A 16,620-nucleotide genomic window follows, 5' to 3' on the forward strand; every position below is an offset into this window, starting at 1 on the left:
CCGCCGGTCAGGGGGTCGCGACGACCGGGTAGCGGGCGCTCTCCAGCGTCCAGTCGACGGTGCCGCGGACCGCGGCGGCCACCCCGTCGAGATGGATGGTGACGGCCTCGTCCAACGCCGGCCCGAACGACGGCACCGCCGCGCGCAACGCCATGAAGCGGCCCATCTCGGTGCGCCAGTGCGCGGCCACCAGGTCGACCGCGGCCGGCAGCGGTACGCCCCGCTCGGCGGCCACCGCGAGCACCAGGTTGTGGCCCCCGCCGGTGGCCCGGTCCCGCTCCAGCGAGGCGATGTCGTTGAACCACGAGAGCAGGTCGTTGGCGAGGTCCGCGTGGCGGCGCAGCGCGGGATGGTGGTAGACCGCGTCGGGCAGCGTCCGCCCGGCGGCGAACTCGATCAGCGGGTACGACACGTACGCCGCCGAGGTGGCCCGACGCAACCGCACGTACTCCGCGACGCCGGGCGGCCGGCCGGCCGACGTGGCGGCCGTCTCCCGCGAGACGCCGTCGAGGTGGTCGGCCACGGCGTCGGCGAAGCGCAGCCGCCAGCGCGCCGGCATCCGGCGGCGCGGCTCCCGCCACGCCTGCACGAGCAGCCGGCGCAGCGGACCGGTGAACCCGGGATGGCGGGCCCGAGGGCCGTCGCGGAGCAGCGCGAGCGTGCCGTCGCGCAGCGCGCGGATCTGCGCCGGGACCAGCCCGTCCGGCCCGTCGCAGGCGTCGTCGACCAGGAAGAACCAGGTGAACAGTGCGGTCAGCACCCGCAGGTCGGGCTCGGTGGCGTCCGGGTAGAGCCGGCCGGCGTACCGGGCGAAACCGGCGCGGGCCAGCCGTCGGCGGGTGCCCGGATCCAGCGGCAGGTCGAGGCGGTCGAGGCGGTCGACCAGCCAACCCTGCACCTCGTCGGCGTACGGGGAGAGCCGGGGCGCGACGGGACAGTCGGAACGCAGGGCCCGCAGCACCGCCGCCGTCATCACCGGGCCCTTCCATGGACGTGGATCGCCGGGTCAGAGAATCCCATGCCGCAGGAAGCCCCGTCGACCCGTCGGACATTTGGCCTGGCACGCTTACGGCATGCGCGAACCATGGGTGGTGGGCGTCTCCGGCGCCTCCGGAACTCCGTACGCGGCGGCGGTCGTCCGGGGACTGCTGGACGCCGGTGCGGCGGTCGACCTGATCGTGTCCCGGGCCGCCCGGCTGACCATCCTCGACGAGACCGGCCGGCCCTTCCGGGACGCGCACTGGGCCGAGGACCTGGCCGCGTGGCTCGACCGCGACCTCACCGGCGCGGACCTACGGCACTGGCCCGCCGGCGACCTGGCGGCCGGCCCGAGCAGCGGCTCCTACCGGGTACGCGGCATGGCGGTCGTGCCGGCCAGCACCGCGGCCTGCGCCGGCATCGCCATCGGCCTCTCCAAGGACCTGCTCCAACGCGCCGCCGAGGTGAACCTCAAGGAGCGCCGCCCGGTCGTGGTGGTGCCCCGGGAGACCCCGGTGACCCGCAGCCACCTGGAACACCTCATCGCGCTGCACGACGCCGGCGCCGTGGTGCTGCCGGCCAGCCCGGGCTTCTACGGCGCCGGGGCGGCGGCCTCCGCGCAGCAGTTGGTCGACTTCGTGGCCGGGAAGGTGCTGGACGCGCTCGGCGTCGAGCACACCCTGTTCCGGCGCTGGTCGGGCACGCTGGCCGCGGACCGCCGGGACGCGGACCGGTCCTGACCCGGCTCTCGTCCGGCCCGGGGCGCGGCCCGCCCCACCGGCCGGACCGCGCCCGCTCGCTCAGTACATGCCGGCGTTCGCCGGTCCGGGGCCGGTCGAAGCGGTCGGGCCCATGTTGCGGGCCTTGCCCATGTCCTCCGCCTCGTCCAGCATGCCCTCCCCCTCAAGCAGAGCCCGCACCTCGGATTCCCGAAACCGGCGATGCCCGCCTGGAGTCCGGATGCTGCCGATCCGGCCGGCCGCTGCCCATCGGGTCACGGTTTTCGGGTCCACCCGAAACAGCGCAGCGACCTCACCCGGTGTCAGCAGGCGATCTCCAGTGTCCACAGCCCCCTCCTCGCGTCGACGAAGCCCCCGGCTGAACACACTGCCCCCGGCCGGTGCGAGCCCAGAGCCGTCATGAGGGACGTATGGCAATTACAGCACCAGCGACCGGGCGTGTCCGCCAAACGCGAAAAACGCACACAGTGCGAAGTTAGTAAATGGTACCGGCGGAGAACCCCCGTGACCGCACATTTCCGGTCCCGGCCCAAAGGATAGGGTCACTCTCCGTGGACACGATCGACCTGGCCCTCGTGGAGCTGCTCAGGGGCAACGCCCGCCTGTCGTACGCCGAGCTGGCCCGGCAGGTCGGCCTCTCCGCCCCGGCCGTGCACGAACGGGTCGGCAAGCTGGAGTCCGGCGGTGTGATCCGGGCGTACCGGGCCGAGGTCGAGCCGGAGGCCATCGGGCTCGGGGTCACCGCGCTGATCGGCATCGTGGAGAACTCCGACGCGGACACCGACGACGTGCTGGAGGCGTTCCGCCAGATCCCCGAGATCGAGTCCTGCTACTTCATGGCCGGTGTCGAATCCTTCCTGCTCAAGGCGCGGGTCGGCACCATCGCCGAGTTGGAACAGTTGATCGTCCGGCTGAACCGCACGCCGGGGGTCGCCTCCACCCGCACCGGCATCGCCCTGTCGACCAAGTGGGAGAACCGCCCCCAGCCGCTCGAACCACCCACCCCCTGACGGCTCACCGGCCGGCTTCGTTCGGCCGGCGCGGGTGCCCTTCTGCTGCTGCCTACAAAGTTGATGGCGCGAACGACTCAGGCGCGCTGGCGGCGCATCCCGGCACCACAAGGGCGAGGCCCCGCGTCTCGCGCCCGCGTCTAGCGCCCGCGTCTCGCGCCCGAATTCACGGAAAGAGTGGCTATCCGAGTCCGAATAGCCACTCTTTCCGTGAAACTGCGTGGGCGTGGGCGTGGGGCGCCACCACCGCTCCGCCGCCATGCCTCGTGTCGGCCAGGTCAGCCCGCCCGGCCCGGCCGAAGGTCTGGCCCGAGGGTGGTGCGGGCGGTTAGCGTGCGTCGATGACGACCTCGGGGCGGGGCGCCGCCGTGGTGACCGGCGCGGCCGGTGGGCTGGGCCGCGCGCTCGCGGCCGCGCTGCACGCCGACGGCTGGCGGGTGCTGCTGACCGACGTCGACGCGGCGGCGGTGGCCGAAGCCGCGAGGCCACTGGGCGGCTGGTCCGCCGAACTCGACGTCCGCGACGAGGTCGCCTGTGCGGCGGTCGCCGGCGAGGCGTCCGGCGCGCCGGGCGGCCTCGGACTGTGGGTCAACAATGCGGGCATCCTGGTCACCGGCCCCTCCTGGGAGCAGGACGCCCAGGTCCGGCGGCGGGTGGTCGAGGTCAACACGCTCGGCGCGATGAACGGCACGCTGGCCGCCGTGGCGGTCATGCGGGAGCAGGGCCACGGGCACGTGCTCAATGTCGTCTCGCTGGCCGGGCTGATCGCCGCGCCCGGCGAGACAGTGTACGCGGCCAGCAAGCACGCCCTGCTGGCGTTCAGCCTCGGCACGCTGACCGACCTGCGGATGGCCGGCGTCCGGAGCGTACACGTGTCGTGCCTGTGCCCGGACGGGATCTGGACGCCGATGCTGCACGACAAGCTCGACGACCCCGGGGCGCTGGCCTCCTTCACCGGGTCGCTGCTGACGCCGGAGCGGGTGGCCGCGCGGGCGGTCCGGCTGGCCCGCCGGCCGCGCCCGGTGGTCAGCCTGCCGCGCTGGCGCGGCGCGCAGGTCCGGCTGCTCGACGCGCTCCCCCGACTTGCCCTGGCCCTCACCCCGGTGGTGCGGGCTGCCGGCCGGGCCGGGCAGCGCCGGCAGGCGCGCCGGGTCCGGGCGGATCCGAGTCGGCCTCGCTTGTAACGTTGCCGGCGTGACTCATCTCGACCGGTGTGACGAGGCCGGCCGGCACTGGCTCACCGAGGCCATCGCCACGGTCGAGGCGGACGCCAACCGCTCCGCCGACACCCACCTGCTGCCGTTCCCGCTGCCCCGGGCATGGGGGATCGACCTCTACCTCAAGGACGAGTCGGTGCACCCCACCGGCTCGCTCAAGCACCGGCTGGCCCGCTCGCTGTTCCTGTACGGGCTGTGCAACGGCTGGATCGGCCGGGACACCACGGTGATCGAGGCGTCGTCCGGGTCGACAGCGGTCTCCGAGGCGTACTTCGCGCGGATGCTCGGGCTGCCGTTCATCGCGGTCATGCCGGCCTCCACCTCGCCCGAGAAGATCGCCCAGATCGAGTTCCAGGGCGGGCGCTGCCACCTGGTCCAGGACCCGGCCAAGGTGGTGATCGAGGCGCGCTGGCTGGCCGAGGACACCGGCGGTCACTACATGGACCAGTTCACCTACGCCGAGCGGGCCACCGACTGGCGGGGCAACAACAACATCGCCGAGTCGATCTACGCGCAGCTCGCGCTGGAGCGGCACCCGGTGCCGGCCTGGATCGTGGTGGGCGCCGGCACCGGTGGCACCAGCGCCACCATCGGCCGGTACGCCCGCTACCGCCGGCTGCCCACCAAACTGTGCGTGGTGGACCCGGAGAACTCCGCGTTCTATCCGGCGTGGCAGGCCGGCGACTGGTCGGTCCGCACCGGTCGTGGCTCCCGGATCGAGGGCATCGGCCGGCCCGGCGTCGAGCCGTCCTTCCTGCCCAGCGTGGTGGACCGGATGGTCCAGGTGCCGGACGCCGCGTCGCTGGCCGCCATGCGCGCCGGCTCGGCGGTGCTCGGCCGGCGGGTGGGCGGCTCCACCGGCACCAATCTCTGGGGCGCGTTCGGCCTGATCGCCGAGATGCGCGCCGCCGGCCGGACCGGGTCGGTGGTGACGCTGATCTGCGACCCGGGCGACCGTTACGTCGACACCTACTACTCCGACGATTGGGTGGCCGGGCAGGGCCTCGACCTCTCCCCGTACCTCACCGCCGTCGACCGGTTCCTGGACGACGGCGCCTGGCCGGCCTGACCGGCGTTTGTCGTCACCGCAGGTCCGGCGGGTAGTCGACAGCGGTCCAGGTGCGGGCCCGGTCCCACAGCCGGCCGGCGAGGGCCGGGTCGTCCGCGGGCGCGACGACGGGGTCGAGGTGCACCCGGTCGTCCCACTTCCGGTTGCGGGGGCCGATGAAGACCCCGCCCCGCGCCCCGGGATCGGTGGCGGCGAACAGCAGCGGAATCGCCGCGCGTTCGGCCGGGCGGCCGATCAGGGCCTGGAGGACCGCCATCGTCGCGCGCTGGGCCGGGTGTCCGATGTCGTCGTTCAACGCGGTTCTCGCCAGGCCGGGATGGGCGACCAGGCTCCGCACCGGCCGGCCGGCGTGCCGCAACCGGCGGTCGAGTTCCAGGCCGAAGAGCAGGTTCGCGAGCTTGGACGTCACGTACGCCCGCGAGGGCGAGTAGGACCGCTCGGCGGCCGGGTCGTCGAAGGGCGGCGCCGCCCGGAAGAGCCGGTAGAGGCCGGACCCGACGTGCACGACGCGCCCGCCGTCGCGGACCAGGTCGAGCAGGCGGCCGGTGAGCGCGAAGTGGCCGAGGAAGTTGGTGGCGAACTGCATCTCGATGCCCTGCGGGCTGAGCCGACGGCCCTGGTGGCCACCGATGCCGGCGTTGTTGACCAGCAGGTCGACGGTCCGCCCGTCCTCGTGCAGGCCGGTGGCGAAGGCGTCGACCGACTCCAGGTCGGCGACGTCGAGCTGCCGCGCCTCCACCCCGGGCAGGACCCGGGCGGCCTTGTCCAGGTCGCGGACCGCCGCGATCACGGTCGCGCCGTGCGCCGTCAACTGTCGCGCCACGACCAGGCCGAGCCCGCTGGTCGCGCCGGTCACCACGGCCATGCGGCCGGTCAGGTCCGGTATGTCGGCGAAGGTCCAGCTCACAGCCATGTCCGCTCCTCAAGGGATGCATGATCCGATCGGATTATCTATCCGATCGACGCCAAGCGTAGCAGGCGAGCGGATGAGTTATCCTTTGGCTGTGTCGACAGGCGTGGGCGGACGGCTGCGGGCGGACTCCGCCCGGGTCCGCGAGCAGATGCTCACCGTGGCCCGGGCCCGGCTACGCGACGGCGACCGCGACCTGCCGTTGAACGCGATCGCCAAGGCCGCCGGCGTCGGCGTGGGCACCGCCTACCGGCATTTCCCCAGCCGGCAGGTGCTGATCGAGGCGCTGGCCGCGCCGAGCTTCACCCGGCTGGCGGCGGACGCGCAGGCGAGCGCCGCCGCCGCCGATCCCGTCGCCGGGTTCGAGCGGCTGATGTCGACCGGGCTGCGGCTGCTCCGCGAGGACCCGGCGCTGGCGGAGGTGCTGGCCGCCCGCGACGACCTCACCCCCGACGCCGCCGCGCCGGCAGCCGGCTTCTTCGACGCGCTCGACCACCTGCTCCACCGGGCCCGGCAGGCCGGCGCCGTCCGATCCGACATCACGGCCGACGACCTGCGCAGCCTGATGTGCGGCGTGCAACACGCGGTGACGATCAGCGACGCGGACGCCGCCGACCGCTACCTCGGCGTCCTGCTGCGCGGACTACGCGCCTGACCGGCCGGCCCGACCACGGTCAGCGCGGGTCGACCCGTTCCGCGAGCCCGGGATAGCGCACCACGAAGCCCTCCGGATCGACCTCCAGCTCGGCGGTGAACGTGTCACTGGCGTACCGCACCCGGCCCGGACCGAGCGAGGTGTAGACCTGCTCGGCGGGGAGCACGGCCAGCCCGGGCAGCAGCACCCACGCCACCGTCACGCTCGTCGCCAGGTCGGCGGGGAGCCGGCCCAGCCCGATCCGGCGGATCGGCAGCGTGTTGGTCAGCGGGGAGCCGCCCAGGTCGACGTCGAGCGCCTCGGCCAGCCGGTCCGGCTCGTCCGTACCGGGCAGGCCTGCGGGCGGATGCCCGGCCGCGCGCAGCGCCGCGTCCAGGTCACCCTCCTCGCCGGTACGCACGCGCCACCCGTCGCCGCCCCGCTCCAGACGTACGCTCCGCGCCCAGCCGGCGCCGTCCGCGTCGACCTCCAGCCGGGTGGTCGACCAGTCCGGCGCGACCGTCAAGCGGTAACGGCAGGTGTAGGGAATCGGGTCCACGGCCAGCGCGACGCCCTGCGCGGTCAGCCCCTGGCGGTCGTCGAGCACCACGTGCTCGGAGCCGGCGGTGTCGGTCCGGGCCCAGAACATCGACTTCGGCATGGACCGGACGTTACGCGACCCGCCGGCCACCGGCAGCGGATGCGCGAACGCCGCCGCCGAGCGGGTGCTCGACGGCGGCGTTCGGAGTGATCGTCCGGAGGCCCCGGATCAGTGGGTACGGGCCGGCGGGCGCCCGCCGAAACCGCGCCGGTCGTCGCGCGGCCGGTCGTCCCGGCCCCGCCCCTCGGGACGGAACCCGCCCCGACGCTCGGCCGGCCGGGCATCGCTGCGCTCCCCGAAGCGCCGCTCGGTGTGGCCGTCCCGGTCCCCGAACGGCCGGTCGCCGCCGGTCCGGTCGTGCTGCCCCCGCTCGCCGAAGCGCCGGTCGTCGGACGGCCGGCCCTCGAAGCGGTCCCCGCGGTCGTCCGACCGCCGCTCGCCGAAGCGCCGGTCGTCGCGGCGCTCGGTCCGGTCGCCGCCGAACCGGTCGCCGTAGCGGCGCTCCCCGGTGGGCCGGTCGCCGTAGCCGCGTCCGCCGGTGGGCCGGTCGCCGTAGCGGCGCTCGCCGGTGGGCCGGTCGTCGTAGCGGCGCTCGCCGGTGGGCCGGTCGTCGTAGCGGCGCTCGCCGGTGGGCCGGTCGTCGTAGCGGCGCTCGCCGGTGGGCCGGTCGCCGTAGCCGCGTCCACCGGTGGGCCGGTCGCCGTAGCGCCGCTCGCCGGTCGGTCGGTCGCCGTAGCGCCGCTCGCCAGTGGGTCGGTCGCCGTAGCCGCGCTCGCCCGTCGGCCGGTCGCCGTAGCGCCGCTCGCCCGTCGGCCGGTCGCCGTAGTGGCGCGGGCCGCGCCCGTCCCGGTCGCCGTAGCCGCGCCCGTCCCGGTCGCCGAAGCGACGGGCCCCACCGCCGCGGCGGGGCTCCGGCTCCGGACGGACCGGTACGCCGCTGGGCTCGCGCGCCCCGGTCAGCTCCGCCAGCGCCTCGTCGCCGGCGCGGACCCGCGCCTGGGACGGCTCGACGCCGGCCTTCTCCAGCATGGCCAGGGTGGTCCGGCGCTGCTTCGGCAGCACCAGGGTCGCCACCGCGCCGGACTCGCCGGCCCGGGCGGTGCGGCCGGCCCGGTGCAGGTAGTCCTTCGGGTCCTTCGGCGGGTCCACGTGCAGCACCAGCGAGACCCCGTCGACGTGGATGCCCCGGGCCGCCACGTCGGTGGCGACCAGCACGTTCATCCGGCCCTCGCGGAACTCGGCCAGCGTCTTGGTGCGCATCCGCTGCGTCTTGCCGCCGTGCAGGCCACCGGCCCGTACGCCGACCGCGGTGAGCTGCTCGACCAGCCGGTCGACGCCGAGCTGCGTACGCGCGAAGACCATGGTGCGTCCCTCGCGGGCGGCGATGGACGCGGTGACCGCGAACTTGTCGTGCGGCGGGATCAGCAGCATGTGGTGGTCCATGGTGGACACCGCTGCGGTGGCCGGCGCGGTCGAGTGGGTGACCGGGTCGGTCATGAACCGCTTGACCAGCGTGTCGACGTCGTTGTCCAGAGTGGCCGAGAAGAGCAGCCGCTGGGCGTCCGCCGGCGTCTTCGCCAGCAGCTCGGTGACCTCGGGCAGGAAGCCCATGTCGGCCATCTGGTCGGCCTCGTCCAGCACGGTGACCTCGACGTCGTCGAGCCGGCAGACACCGCGCGTGATCAGGTCGCCGAGCCGCCCCGGCGTGGCCACCACGATCTCCACGCCCCGGCGGAGCGCGTCGATCTGCCGGTCGTACGGCACACCGCCGACGGCGGTCTTCAGGAAGATGCCCACCGACTTGCCGATCGGCACCAGCGCGTCGTTGACCTGCATGGCCAGCTCGCGGGTGGGGACCAGGATCAGCGCGCGGGGGTGCAGCGGCCGGGCCCGGTTGCGGTCGGCGAGCCGGGCGATCACCGGCAGGCCGAAGGCGAGCGTCTTGCCGGAACCGGTCTGGCCCCGGCCGAGCACGTCGCGGCCGGCCAGCGCGTCCGGCACGGTGGCCCGCTGGATCTCGAACGGGGTGGTGATGCCCTGCCGGGCGAGCGCCTCGACGACCTGCGCCGGCAGGCCGAGCGAGGCGAAGTCGGGGGCGTCGATGATCGGGTCGGTGGACGGGGACATGCCGGTTTCCGCGAAGGTGGTCAAGAAATGCCTTTCGAGCGGGGCGCATCTTCGCGATGGCCCGCCGCGGCGCCGTCACGCCGCCGAATCGCCCGCAAGATCGCCCATGGGCGCGCAGTCGGGCGCGCCGGGTCAGTGATCCCGACAAGTGTACGGCGCTCCACCGACACCGCCACCGCATCGCGTGGCCGTAGTGGGCGGGCTCACCCCGTCAGCGCGCCAGCACGGTGCCGGTCAACCCGCTCAGCGCGTCGTTGGCCAGGAACACCACGAGCAGACTGATGGCGATCAGGGCGGTCAGCGCGATGGCCAGCACGATGATGACCTTGGTGTTGCTGGCCCGGGTGGTCGGGGTGTCCTCGGCCCAGCCCTGAGCCAGGATGTGCCCGGTCAGCGAACCGGAGTTCTCCGACGGGCTGCCCTGCGGGAACGAGACCGTGGCGAAGCCCGGGCCCTCCGTGCCGCCGTACGCGGTGCCGGCCAGGTCCTGGCTGCCGGGCTGCGGGCGTACCGGACGGGTGGCCTCGGTCTGCCGGGCGGAAGCGGCCGGCGGCGGCCAGGTCGGCAGCGCCGGCGCCGGGACGGCCGGGGCCGGCGGCGCCGACGCGGGCGTCGGGGGCCAGACCGGCTGCGGCGCCGGTGTGGCGGCCCAGGCCGGGGGCGACCCGGGCACGCCGGCCATCGCCGGCGGCGGGAACGGGGACGTGGGCATCGCCGGCGGCGGCGGGAACGGGGGGGCGGGCATCGGGCCGGGCGGCGGCGGTGGCGGAGGCACCGCCGGCCCCGGCGGCGGCACGGGCGGCCCGGGCATCGGCGGAACCGGTCCGGGCGGAGTCGGTCCGGGCGGAGTCGGGGCCGGGGCCGGGGAAGGTGCCGGCACCGGGGGCGTCGGGCGGAGCGGGGGCTCCGGCTCGGGTACGGGCGGGGCGGGTGACGGGGGCGTCGGCCCCGGCACCGGGGTCGGGGCCGGCTCGGGCTCGGGACCCGGCGGGCTCGGCGGCTGCACCGGCTCCGGCGGCTGGGCGGGCTCCGGCGGCTCCGGGTTGACCGGGCCGGCCCGGTAGACCTTCGCGGCCGCGGGAGCGGCCGCCACCGAGGCGGCGACCTCGTCGGCCGAGACCCGGCTCAGGCCGGGCACCGACGCGCTGGCCCGCGCGGGCGCCGTCTCGGAGTCGGCACGCGGCGCGGGTGTGGCCCGGCCGGCGAACCGGTCGGCCGGCTGGTGGCGTGCGGCATCGTCGGCCGGGGGATCGTCCCGGCGCACGTCCGGCGACTCCGCGCGCGGCGCGGGCACCTGGGCGGAGCCGGACAGCCGGGCGGCCGGCGAGCCGCCGTCGCCCGGGCCCGCCGCACCGTCGTCGGGGGCGGACCCCGGACGGTCGGCGGTCTCCCCGGTCGGCGTGGGCACCGGCGTCGAGGCGGCCGGGAGCGGGCCGGCGGCGGCCGGGGACGCCGGCAGTGGGGTCGGGGACCCCGGAACCGGCGTCGGCGGCGTCGAGGCGGCCGGTGGGATGGCCGGGGCGGCCGGGAGCGGGACCGGGGAGCCGGCGTCGTCGTCGGTCGTGGCCGGCCGGTCGGCCGCCGCGAAGGCGGACCAGCTGGACGGCGGCGAGACGGTCGCGCCGGGGCGGCGGCGGTCCAGCGGCGGGACGCTCTCCGCCGGGGCGCCCGCCCGGTAGGTGGTGGCGGTGGCCGGCGGACCCGGCCGTTCGCCGCCCGACGGGGGCGGCACGGCCGAGCCGGCCACGCTGACCCGGGCCCGCGCGACGGCCACCGGCCCCGGCTGCGCCGGGCGCTCGTCGGCGTCACCGACGGGGTCGGACGTGGATCCCGGTTGGACCGACTCCGCCGGAACCTCGTGCTCGCCCATCTCGCCCTCCGCACCCACGCTCGCCCCCGACCGTGGCGCCGGCCGGAAGTGCCTGGATCTCACCGTGCCACATTCCGGCCCGGGAGCACAGTCGAGTGGACGGTTGGGTCAGCCGGTGCTGGTCGGGCTGGCCGACTTGCTGCCGGCCGCGCTCTCCGTCGGCTTCGCCGAGCTGCTCGACGGCGCGGCGGCGCTCTCGGTCGGCTTCGCCGAGGTCGAGGACGGTGCGACGGTGGCGGTGCGGCTCGGCGTCGGGCTCGGCGTGTCCGACGGGGTGGGCGTCGGGCTGGTGCTCGTCGAGGGGGTGGGCGTCGGGCTGGACGTGGTCGGCGTCGGCTTCGGCGTGGCGGTCTTCGTCGGCTTCGGGGTCGGCTTCGGCGTGGCGGTCTTCGTCGGCGTCGGCGTCGGCTTCGGCGTGGTGCCGGGCTTCGGCGGGTTGGCCGGCACGGTCGGCAGCGGTGCCGGCGTGGCGGGCGCGGGGACGGCGCCGACCACCCGGGTCGCCGCGTAGAGCCGGGACCACCGGACCACCGAGATCTTGACCACGTCGCCGGTCCTCGGCGCCTCGACCATCTTGCCGTTGCCGATGTACATGGCGACGTGGTGGATGCTGGTCCAGCTGCCGCCGGACGCGAAGAAGAGCAGGTCGCCCGGGAGGAGAGCGGTCGGGCTGACGGTGCGGGAGCGGGTCGCGAAGTATTGGTCCCGGGACACGCGGGGCAGGCCCCGGTAGCCGGCCGACTGGTAGGAGGCGAGCATCAGACCGGAGCAGTCGAACCGGTCCGGGCCCTCCGCCGCCCAGAGATAGGGGTCGCCGAGCTGGGCCAGGGCGTAACGCACGGCGGCCAGGGCCCGCGGGTCGGCGGCCAGGCCGTTGATGCTCTGGTTGGCGACGTACGGGTTGCCCAGCCGCTGCTCGGCGGCGTCCTCCCGGCGCTCGATGTCGAGCAGCTTGGCGGCGTTGTCGCGGCGGAGCTTGAGCAGCGCGGCTTCCTGCTTGTGCAGGTCGGCCTCGACCCGGGTGAACTCCGCGGTCTTCTGGGTGACCCGTCGCTGGACCGAGGCGTGCGCCTCGCGGGCGACCCGCTCGTCGGTGGTGGCGCGCAGCAGCTCGCCGGTCACCGAGGTGGTGGCCCCCTCGGCCTTGTCGCCCCGGGTGATCCGCTGGAGGTCGGAGAACTGGCGCAGGCTGGCGCCGAACTCGCCGGGCGGCAACGCGGCGTCGGCCTTGACCGCGTCGGCGGCGGCGCTCTTGGCGTTCTCCTGGGCCCGGGCCAGCGCGTCCTGCGCCGCCTTGAGCCGCGCGGCGGCGGTGATCAGCTCGGCCTGGGCCGCGTCCCGCTCGCCCTTGACCCGCAGGAGGTTGTCGCCGAGCTGGGCGACCAGGCCGTCGACCTGGTTGATCTGCGCGATCAACGGACCGTCGGCCGGGTTCGCGACGCCCGGCAGGCCCGGTGCGCCGCCGGGGACGGTGGCACCCGGCAGGCCGGGGACGGTCGCGCCGGGCAGGCCCGGAACCGTGGCGCCGGGCAGGCCGGGGACGGTGGCGCCGGGTCGGCCGGTGGTGGCGCCCGGCGCGGCGGGAAGCTGGAGCGGGCCGGTGACCTGTGGCCGGGAGCCGGTGCTGGGGATGGTGTCGGGCAGCGGTTCGGCCCAGGCCGGGGTGGCGAGCGCCGCGGCCGCGATCGCCCCGAGCAGGGCGGACCAGAGCGCCGGGCGCAGCACCGGTGAGATCACCGGTGACCGTCGCCGTCGCCTTCGGGCCTTGGTGCTGTCGACCATTCCGCTCCCCGTCCGGTCTGGTGCGCGCCACGCGTCGTGGGCGTGATGAGGCAGGGCGGCCCTGAGTGTGTGTTCCGCCCCACCCTGTCTTACCTCACCGACGCAACGATGTCGATGTGCGGAGCGTGACGGTCGGTGAACTGGGTCGCTGCGGTCGACCGCGCGGGCGGCGCGTCGGACCCGCGACGTACGCTCGATCGGGACCCCAGGTGGAAGGACGTGGCTTTCGGATGGACGCCGGACTCAAGCGCGAGCTCGAAGCGAAGGTCTACGCGGGGGAGCGGCTGACCCGCGAGGACGGCATCGCGCTCTACGCGAGCGACGACCTGACCTGGCTGGGCCGGCTGGCCCACCACAGGCGCACCGAGCTGAACGGTGACCGGGTGATGTTCAACGTCAACCGGCACCTCAACCTGACCAACGTCTGTTCCGCGTCGTGCGCGTACTGCTCGTTCCAGCGCAAGCCGGGCGAGAAGGACGCCTACACGATGCGGATCGACGAGGCGGTCCGCAAGGCCAAGGAGATGGAGGACGAGCAGCTCACCGAGCTGCACATCGTCAACGGCCTGCACCCGACGCTGCCCTGGCGCTACTACCCCAAGGTGCTGCGCGAGCTGAAGGCGGCGCTGCCGAAGGTCAACCTCAAGGCGTTCACCGCGACCGAGGTGCAGTGGTTCGAGAAGATCAGCGGGCTCACCGCCGACGCGATCCTCGACGAGCTGATGGACGCCGGTCTGGAGTCGCTGACCGGCGGCGGCGCGGAGATCTTCGACTGGGAGGTCCGGCAGCACATCGTCGACCACGCCTGCCACTGGGAGGACTGGTCGCGGATCCACGCGTTGGCCCACGCGAAGGGCATGAAGACGCCGGCGACCATGCTCTACGGCCACATCGAGGAGCCCCGGCACCGGGTCGACCACGTGCTGCGGCTGCGTGAGCTGCAGGACGAGACCGGCGGCTTCCAGGTCTTCATCCCGCTGCGCTACCAGCACGACTTCGTCGACTCGGCGGACGGCAAGGTCCGCAACCGGATCCAGGCCCGCACCACGATGGCCTCCCCGGCCGAGTCGCTCAAGACGTTCGCGGTGTCCCGGCTGCTGTTCGACAACGTCCCGCACGTGAAGTGCTTCTGGGTCATGCACGGGCTCTCGGTGGCCCAGCTCTCGCTGAACTTCGGCGTGGACGACCTGGACGGCTCGGTGGTGGAATACAAGATCACGCACGACGCCGACTCGTACGGCACGCCGAACACCATGCACCGGGACGACCTGCTGCACCTGATCTGGGACGCCGGCTTCCGGCCGGTGGAGCGCAACACCCGCTACGAGACCGTCCGCGAGTACGATGCCGCGCCGTCGATGGCCGAGCGCCGCTCCGAGCCGCAGCAGGTCTGGGCCTGACCCGGCGATGAGCACCGGCAGGTCTGGGCCTGACCCGGCGATGAGCACCGGGGAGCAGCAACGCGGCTTTCCTCGGCGGGATGCCGAGGGGCGCATCCTGACGCTGGGTGACCTGCTCGGCGTGACGCTCGCCGGCCTGGTCATCGGGCTGCTGGCGCTGCTGCTCTTCGAGTGGGCGTTCGCCGCCGTGGGCGCCGGCGGGTTCGGGGGGACCAACGGCTGGCTGGCGGTGATCCTGCCGCTCTGGCTGTTCTGGGACGACTTCCGGGCCTGGGAGTTCGGCGCCGCCCGGGTGCTGGCGGCGCTGGTCGGGCTCGGGGTCGGTGTGCTCGCCGGGCTGCTGGCGGCCGGGCTGGCCGCAGGGTTGCCGGCGTTGTTCACCGGCGCGCTGGCCGCGGCGGTGTTCACCGTGGTCTACGCGGTGATCTGGTTTCATGGCGTGCACTGGCTGGCCCGGCGGACGGGCTGAGGCGGCGGAGAGAGTGGGAATGCGGGCATGAGCGCGGCGGTCAAGTACACGCTGGGCCGGATCGGGCTGTTCGTCGCGGTGCTGGCGGCCCTCTGGTTCATCGAGATGAACATGTTCCTGCGGCTGATGCTGGCGCTGGTCTTCTCCGCCACGCTGTCGTTCTTCCTGCTGAAGGGCTGGCGGGACGAGATGGCCGGGGAGATGGCCGAGGCGGCGGAGCGTCGTCGCGCCGAGAAGGACCGGCTGCGGTCCGCGCTGGCCGGCGACGACCAGCCCGAGCCGGGAGAGCACCGAGGCTGAAGTGGTGAGAAGGGGCCCCTTCTCTACGCCAGGCGTTAAGAAGGGGCCCCTCCTTTCACCAGTTGGTGGAGTTGGGGACGACCGGCCACCGTCGGTCGAGCGGCTTGATCAGGTAGGCGATGCCGCCGGAGCCGGAGGCCACCGTGCCGTTGGCCCGGTACCGCTTGGTCCGCTGCCAGATCTGCTCGAACTGCTCGCGCTGGTAGACGTTGCGGACCGCCTCGTTCGACGACGACGCCGGGTCGTTGACGATCACGTCGCCGTCGGCGGTGAAGCCGACGATCACGAACAGGTGCCCGGAGGTGCCGTAGTTCGCCCCGTCCAGCTCGCTGGCGAGGAACGACTGCGAGGTGACCACCGGGATGCCCGCCTTGATGAACCGTTCCGCCTCGTCCAGCGAGTGCAGCCGGGTGACGCGCGCCTCCAGGCCGGGGAAGCCGGCCGCGTACGCGGTGTTGAACGGCCAGTTGCCGGCGCCGTCGTACTCGTGGTCGTAGGTCATCCGGGCGGCGTGGTCGACGGTCGGGTCGGCGTAGGCGGGGTCGACCCAGGCGGTGTCCTCGGCCGAGGGCTTGCGGCCCCAGTACTCGACCACCATCTCGGTGGAGGTGGGGGAGCACCACGCCTCGCCGCCGCCGTCGTACTCGGGGTACTCGCCGAGGTGGACGTTCTGCGAGTAGCGCGGCACGGCCAGCTCGGTGCCCCAGGCGATGCCGCCCCGGCTCGGCGTGACGGTGAACCGGTCCGGCACGTTCGAGGCCATCGCGCCGACCATCCGGACCTGCGGCGCGGCGGCCTGCCCGGGAGCGCGGTAGAGCGTCAGCCGGAGCTGGTACGAGCGCAGCAGCACCCCGGCCGCGGCGTCGTCGACGGAGAACGTGTCGGTCCAGATGCTCGACCACGGGTCGCCCTGGCCGTCCACTGTGGCCCGTTTGATGTCCTGGTCGCCGGAGGCCCAGCGGCCCATGACGTACCACGGGGTCTGGTCCCCGGTGTTGTAGGTGCCGTGCAGCTCGACCTGGATCCAGGTGCCGGCGGGCGTGCTGGCGTTCCAGGACGCGACCAGCTCGGTGGCGTCGAACCCGATCCGCCGCTCGGGCGAGGTCCAGGTGGCGTACTCCCAGGTGCGGGTGGTGCCGGTGTGTTCGTCGGTGAACGCGGTGGTGCCGGCCGGGCGGCCGATGGTCAGCCCCGGCTGGCGGCCGGGGACGGCGCGGGTGCCCTGGTGCGTGCCGGTACGCCAGTCGGGGTAGCGGGAGAACTCCTGGAAGGTGATCTGTTCGTCGTGGGTGACGCCCGGCCGGGGGCCGTGCGCCTGGGCGGGTGCGGTGGTGCCGAGCAGGGTGAGCGCGGTCAGGCCGGCGAGGGCGACCGTGCGCAGGGGTCTTCCGAACATGGCAGCTCCACGGGGAAACGGCATCGTTGCCGTTCACTGTCGTCCTTGGCGGGAAGTTTCGCCAGATGTTCAGCCATGGAAAATCATTGCCGACGTGAGGATCAGGTCGGGATGGTT

At 74.4% G+C, this 16,620-nt stretch carries 16 protein-coding genes; 8 read left to right on the forward strand and 8 right to left on the reverse strand.

The genetic code is table 11. The features are described from left to right. Positions 1–7 precede the first annotated feature (7 nt). The gene (locus ACH495_RS02515) at positions 8–973 is read right to left on the reverse strand and encodes a terpene synthase (protein WP_396855984.1); all 966 of its coding nucleotides are present in this window, start codon (positions 971–973) and stop codon (positions 8–10) included. Between the two features lie 100 nt (positions 974–1,073). On the opposite strand from ACH495_RS02515, the gene ACH495_RS02520 reads away from it, so the two are divergent. Continuing rightward, the gene (locus ACH495_RS02520; RefSeq protein ID WP_396855985.1) at positions 1,074–1,718 is read left to right on the forward strand and encodes a UbiX family flavin prenyltransferase; all 645 of its coding nucleotides are present in this window, start codon (positions 1,074–1,076) and stop codon (positions 1,716–1,718) included. Between the two features lie 60 nt (positions 1,719–1,778). Here the strand turns inward: ACH495_RS02520 and ACH495_RS02525 are convergent, their stop codons facing one another. After that, positions 1,779–2,045, reverse strand: a complete 267-nt coding sequence (locus tag ACH495_RS02525; protein WP_013473529.1) for a BldC family transcriptional regulator — start codon at positions 2,043–2,045, stop codon at positions 1,779–1,781. 224 nt (positions 2,046–2,269) lie between these two features. Here ACH495_RS02525 and ACH495_RS02530 point away from each other — a divergent pair, with 224 nt between their 5' ends. The 3 genes from ACH495_RS02530 to ACH495_RS02540 all read left to right on the forward strand — a co-directional run bounded on the left by ACH495_RS02530 (position 2,270) and on the right by ACH495_RS02540 (position 5,014). After that, complete coding sequence (locus ACH495_RS02530) at positions 2,270–2,728, forward strand: Lrp/AsnC family transcriptional regulator (RefSeq protein ID WP_107154636.1); 459 nt, start codon at positions 2,270–2,272, stop codon at positions 2,726–2,728. Positions 2,729–3,069: 341 nt separating this feature from the next. Continuing rightward, positions 3,070–3,912, forward strand: coding sequence for an SDR family NAD(P)-dependent oxidoreductase (locus tag ACH495_RS02535; protein WP_396855986.1), 843 nt, complete (start codon positions 3,070–3,072; stop codon positions 3,910–3,912). A gap of 10 nt (positions 3,913–3,922) precedes the next feature. Then, positions 3,923–5,014 (forward strand): PLP-dependent cysteine synthase family protein, encoded by a 1,092-nt coding sequence (locus ACH495_RS02540; RefSeq protein WP_396855987.1) that lies wholly within the window; start codon positions 3,923–3,925, stop codon positions 5,012–5,014. A 13-nt stretch (positions 5,015–5,027) separates the two neighbouring features. Here the strand turns inward: ACH495_RS02540 and ACH495_RS02545 are convergent, their stop codons facing one another. After that, positions 5,028–5,927 (reverse strand): SDR family NAD(P)-dependent oxidoreductase, encoded by a 900-nt coding sequence (locus ACH495_RS02545; RefSeq protein ID WP_396855988.1) that lies wholly within the window; start codon positions 5,925–5,927, stop codon positions 5,028–5,030. 91 nt (positions 5,928–6,018) lie between these two features. Here ACH495_RS02545 and ACH495_RS02550 point away from each other — a divergent pair, with 91 nt between their 5' ends. Then, positions 6,019–6,579, forward strand: a complete 561-nt coding sequence (locus tag ACH495_RS02550; RefSeq protein ID WP_396855989.1) for a TetR/AcrR family transcriptional regulator — start codon at positions 6,019–6,021, stop codon at positions 6,577–6,579. A 19-nt stretch (positions 6,580–6,598) separates the two neighbouring features. On the opposite strand, the gene ACH495_RS02555 is transcribed toward ACH495_RS02550, so the two are convergent. From ACH495_RS02555 to ACH495_RS02570, 4 genes are all read right to left on the reverse strand, one after another. After that, the gene (locus ACH495_RS02555) at positions 6,599–7,219 is read right to left on the reverse strand and encodes a putative glycolipid-binding domain-containing protein (RefSeq protein ID WP_396855990.1); all 621 of its coding nucleotides are present in this window, start codon (positions 7,217–7,219) and stop codon (positions 6,599–6,601) included. Positions 7,220–7,327: 108 nt separating this feature from the next. Next, on the reverse strand, positions 7,328–9,286 hold the full coding sequence (locus ACH495_RS02560; RefSeq protein WP_396855991.1) for a DEAD/DEAH box helicase: 1,959 nt from the start codon (positions 9,284–9,286) through the stop codon (positions 7,328–7,330). 211 nt (positions 9,287–9,497) lie between these two features. After that, on the reverse strand, positions 9,498–11,156 hold the full coding sequence (locus tag ACH495_RS02565; RefSeq protein ID WP_396855992.1) for a hypothetical protein: 1,659 nt from the start codon (positions 11,154–11,156) through the stop codon (positions 9,498–9,500). 108 nt (positions 11,157–11,264) lie between these two features. Beyond that, positions 11,265–12,938, reverse strand: a complete 1,674-nt coding sequence (locus tag ACH495_RS02570; protein ID WP_396855993.1) for an NlpC/P60 family protein — start codon at positions 12,936–12,938, stop codon at positions 11,265–11,267. Positions 12,939–13,168: 230 nt separating this feature from the next. Between ACH495_RS02570 and mqnE the strand changes: the two genes are divergently transcribed. From mqnE to ACH495_RS02585, 3 genes are read left to right on the forward strand one after another with little or no spacing between them, the layout of a single operon-like run. Beyond that, complete coding sequence (gene mqnE, locus ACH495_RS02575) at positions 13,169–14,338, forward strand: aminofutalosine synthase MqnE (protein WP_396855994.1); 1,170 nt, start codon at positions 13,169–13,171, stop codon at positions 14,336–14,338. A gap of 40 nt (positions 14,339–14,378) precedes the next feature. Beyond that, on the forward strand, positions 14,379–14,807 hold the full coding sequence (locus ACH495_RS02580; protein WP_396855995.1) for a hypothetical protein: 429 nt from the start codon (positions 14,379–14,381) through the stop codon (positions 14,805–14,807). Positions 14,808–14,834: 27 nt separating this feature from the next. After that, positions 14,835–15,107 carry a DUF4229 domain-containing protein gene (locus ACH495_RS02585; RefSeq protein WP_396855996.1) on the forward strand — a complete coding sequence of 91 codons (273 nt, stop codon included), beginning with the start codon at positions 14,835–14,837 and terminating at the stop codon, positions 15,105–15,107. 55 nt (positions 15,108–15,162) lie between these two features. On the opposite strand, the gene ACH495_RS02590 is transcribed toward ACH495_RS02585, so the two are convergent. Further along, on the reverse strand, positions 15,163–16,503 hold the full coding sequence (locus ACH495_RS02590) for a C39 family peptidase (RefSeq protein ID WP_396855997.1): 1,341 nt from the start codon (positions 16,501–16,503) through the stop codon (positions 15,163–15,165). Positions 16,504–16,620: the final 117 nt, after the last annotated feature.

Origin of the sequence: Micromonospora sp. NPDC018662, from assembly GCF_044391475.1 — a bacterium.
Classification (GTDB): Bacteria; Actinomycetota; Actinomycetes; order Mycobacteriales; family Micromonosporaceae; genus Micromonospora.

Excerpts from the sequence above, each read along its gene's own strand:
- ACH495_RS02515 (WP_396855984.1), bottom strand. The coding sequence starts at position 973 with ATGACGGCGGCGGTGCTGCGGGCCCTGCGTTCCGACTGTCCCGTCGCG.
- ACH495_RS02520 (WP_396855985.1), top strand. The coding sequence starts at position 1,074 with ATGCGCGAACCATGGGTGGTGGGCGTCTCCGGCGCCTCCGGAACTCCG.
- ACH495_RS02535 (WP_396855986.1), top strand. The coding sequence starts at position 3,070 with ATGACGACCTCGGGGCGGGGCGCCGCCGTGGTGACCGGCGCGGCCGGT.
- ACH495_RS02545 (WP_396855988.1), bottom strand. The coding sequence starts at position 5,927 with ATGGCTGTGAGCTGGACCTTCGCCGACATACCGGACCTGACCGGCCGC.
- ACH495_RS02555 (WP_396855990.1), bottom strand. The coding sequence starts at position 7,219 with ATGCCGAAGTCGATGTTCTGGGCCCGGACCGACACCGCCGGCTCCGAG.
- ACH495_RS02560 (WP_396855991.1), bottom strand. The coding sequence starts at position 9,286 with ATGTCCCCGTCCACCGACCCGATCATCGACGCCCCCGACTTCGCCTCG.
- ACH495_RS02565 (WP_396855992.1), bottom strand. The coding sequence starts at position 11,156 with ATGGGCGAGCACGAGGTTCCGGCGGAGTCGGTCCAACCGGGATCCACG.
- ACH495_RS02570 (WP_396855993.1), bottom strand. The coding sequence starts at position 12,938 with ATGGTCGACAGCACCAAGGCCCGAAGGCGACGGCGACGGTCACCGGTG.
- mqnE (WP_396855994.1), top strand. The coding sequence starts at position 13,169 with ATGGACGCCGGACTCAAGCGCGAGCTCGAAGCGAAGGTCTACGCGGGG.
- ACH495_RS02580 (WP_396855995.1), top strand. The coding sequence starts at position 14,379 with ATGAGCACCGGGGAGCAGCAACGCGGCTTTCCTCGGCGGGATGCCGAG.
- ACH495_RS02585 (WP_396855996.1), top strand. The coding sequence starts at position 14,835 with ATGAGCGCGGCGGTCAAGTACACGCTGGGCCGGATCGGGCTGTTCGTC.
- ACH495_RS02590 (WP_396855997.1), bottom strand. The coding sequence starts at position 16,503 with ATGTTCGGAAGACCCCTGCGCACGGTCGCCCTCGCCGGCCTGACCGCG.